The following is a 3,029-nucleotide window of genomic DNA, read 5'->3' on the forward strand; positions in this document are numbered from 1 at the left end:
ATTCCCAACAACGTGCTTAAGACCTTTGAGCGCGTTTATCCCTTTGGGTGGCTGGGAATTCTGGCGGACGTACCGCCTGCCGGACATGAGCTGATTTATGCCAACCATGAGCGTGGTTTTGCACTCGCCTCCATGCGCTCGGCCACACGTAGCCGTTATTATATCCAATGTTCGCTGAACGACCGGGTAGAGGATTGGCCCGATGAGCGGTTCTGGGATGAAGCGTGCCTACGGCTCGGACGAGATGTTGCCACCAAAGTGACGCGAGGTCCATCATTCGAAAAAAGCATCGCGCCGCTGCGCTCCTTTGTATCCGAGCCGATGCGTTGGGGCCGTTTGTTTCTGGCGGGCGATGCAGCGCATATCGTGCCTCCCACCGGCGCCAAGGGCTTAAATCTGGCAGCGTCGGATGTGATCATGCTTAGTCAAGCCCTGCGCGAATTTTATCGCGACCATTCTTCCGCAGGCATCGACAGCTACTCTGAACGCGCACTGTCGAGGGTCTGGAAGGCGGAGCGCTTTTCGTGGTGGTTTACGTCTATCACGCACCGCTTTCCCAACATGGATGGGTTCGATCGTCGCATCCAGATGGCGGAGCTGGATTACATCCGCGGCTCGATAACAGCGCAGCGATCGTTGGCCGAAAATTATGTCGGCCTACCTTTGGAGACGATATAAGCACTAAGATTTACGATAACCGCACGTCGGCGCTAAGGGGCGAGTTGTTCGACAGAATGACTATTATGTGGGCGTCTTCGGTTTATCCGGCATGACGTGCTTCCCTGATTGTTACCAGTCCGAGGCAGCGTCCGGCTCCTTCATAAACTACACCCGATCATAATTGGAATTTTCCAGCTCAAAACGGTCCAGAATTCGGGATGCAGTCACCGCTCTCTTCTATCGCAGGGAAACGCCATCTCAAACGGGACTCAGCGCATCTGCCGTCACTCGAGGCGCCCGCAGCGCTGCCGTCCGCGCTCAGAAGCTTCGTACTGCCGGAGCCCGATGAAAAGGCTACCACTCGAGGCTGGCCTGCTCAATCGTCGTCGTGTTTTGGGCGACGAATGGGTGGACCGCTCGCTCGCCAATTGCACATCGTGCAATAGCGATTTCTAGGCGATGATTACACGTATCGCCTGGAATGAAATCCAGGCCGCACCGGGCTCGATGACCATATCCGGCGCCTACTTGTGCTGGCGTTTGCCGCCAGCCTCGGCCGTTGGGAAGAGTCTGCACTCCATGTCCGCGCCGGCTTGACCGGTGGCGGCTTCACGCGCGACGAGTTGACGTAAGTGCCCATGCAAATCGCTATCTAAGCCAGCGTGCCCGCCGCCAATACTGCCTTTGCAGAAGCCGGGAAAATCATTTCTGATATCGATGCAAACCAGTAATCGACGTGAAACGAACACCTTCCATAGCTCGCTATCCAGCGGCGCTCTGGTATCAAATATCTCCGATCGCCAGAATGAACCGAACCGTCATTCGGATAGTCCAGCTAGATGTGTCCAAACCCAACCAACACCCTGAGCATGGCGGATTTCTATGCAGTCGCAAAGCGCTTCGCCATGCGGGCGCCTGCTCCACCTTTTGCGGCAAGCTTCGCGCCATATCGCATGACGGTCTTGGGATCACGCCAGCGATAGGCCTGCATGATCGCCGGCAGACTTTCAGCGGCAGCAAAGTTGTCCTGTGCCACCCCGACCCGGATCGAATGCGACGACACCGCCGTCACCCAGCGCTCAAGCTCGGCGTTCGACATCTCGCCGAGCAGCTTCTTCGCATGGGCCGCGCGGATCAACCGCCTGTAAATGAGCGTGATGCTGTTGGGATGCAGCGCCCTGCGCCCGATCGCCGCGACCGTCCCGTCAAAATGCGTCTCGACGCGCCGGAACAACGGCCCCTTGTCGATATGCGCGGCCGCGCGCCAGCGCGCGATCGCCTGCATCGTCGGGGGCGCAAGATAGGCCCAGGCCCCCTCCCCTTCGCGATCTGTCTTGCTTGTCGGAATGAACAAGGCCCCTGCCCCGTCCGCATCCGGCCCGTGGATATGGTCGACGGCGATCGCCACCAACTCCGAGCGGCGCCCAGCGCTGTCATAGGCCACGCGCAGCAGCGCCGCGTCGCGATAGCCCAGCAGATCGCGCCGGACAGCCTTGAGAAGATGGGCGAGGCACACGCCGGAGGGCGGTGAATCAAAATCGGCAATGTCGCCCTTGAAGCGGATCGCGCGGGCCTGCTTCTGGCGCACGCCCACTGTCTTGCGCGCCGCTTTCATTTCGAGCGTGACCAGCTCCCCGGCGGTGGGATCGGGCAGGCCCGCCATACGATAGGCCCAGCCAATGTTGACGATGTAGCGTTCGATCGTCGCCATCGCGCGGACCTTTTCGGCCGAGGCGTCAATCCCGGCGATCTGGCGGATATAGGCCGCCACGGCGCTGACCTCCGCCTTCGGCGGATCGAGACGCCGGCGACGGCACCACGCTCCCCAAATTTTCAGATCCGAGCGGAAGGCGCGACGCGTGTTGTGCGACCAGGCCCGCACGGCCGCCTCGATCAGCTCAGCCTTGATCTCCCGCACGGTTCCGGCGAGCGCGCGCACATCGTCGACAACCTCCCCGACATCGGCCGAGGGGGGCGGCAAGGCCGCTGGCGGCCCGGAAGGAAGAGTTTCAGGCGGGAGCGCGCTCATGCGCCGAGGGATAGCGCGCCCACTTTCCAATGTATAGGGTGTTGATAACGATCCATTATCAACACTATGCGTCCGGGCATGCTTTACCGAGAGGTCGTTTCAGTTCACTATTGGCTATGGAAAACCGGCCCTCGCCCATCCGATACGGTCCCGACTATACCCCAAAAATGGTCACGGCGATAGCGGCCGCGACAGCCGCGATTGCCCGTCTCGATGCCCGGATTATCGTCAGTCCGGTGGCCAAAGCATGGTCCACGCGCGCCGCGTGGAGCGGCTATGCGCGGGCCTTGCAATTGCAGTCGGCCGAGGTTGAGGAAATTGACGTATTTTCGTGGGGCTG

At 60.3% G+C, this 3,029-nt stretch carries 2 protein-coding genes and 1 pseudogene; 2 read left to right on the forward strand and 1 reads right to left on the reverse strand.

Annotated features, from left to right (window positions below):
- Window positions 1–678 (forward strand): 4-hydroxybenzoate 3-monooxygenase (locus EBBID32_RS25070; protein WP_231382268.1); only part of this gene is annotated, 678 nt, incomplete at its 5' end.
- 862 nt (window positions 679–1,540) lie between these two features.
- Here EBBID32_RS25070 and EBBID32_RS20680 read toward each other — a convergent pair.
- A complete protein-coding gene (locus tag EBBID32_RS20680) occupies window positions 1,541–2,689 on the reverse strand; it encodes an integrase (RefSeq protein ID WP_022684427.1) in 1,149 nt (382 codons plus the stop codon).
- A 116-nt stretch (window positions 2,690–2,805) separates the two neighbouring features.
- On the opposite strand from EBBID32_RS20680, the pseudogene EBBID32_RS24695 reads away from it, so the two are divergent.
- Window positions 2,806–3,029: pseudogene (locus EBBID32_RS24695) on the forward strand (hypothetical protein); the annotation flags it as partial.

Source organism: Sphingobium indicum BiD32, assembly GCF_000382885.1.
GTDB classification, from domain to species: domain Bacteria; phylum Pseudomonadota; class Alphaproteobacteria; order Sphingomonadales; family Sphingomonadaceae; genus Sphingobium; species Sphingobium japonicum_C.

Bases quoted from the DNA above. Each gene is read 5' to 3' on its own strand.
- EBBID32_RS20680 (WP_022684427.1), bottom strand. From the start codon at position 2,689: ATGAGCGCGCTCCCGCCTGAAACTCTTCCTTCCGGGCCGCCAGCGGCC.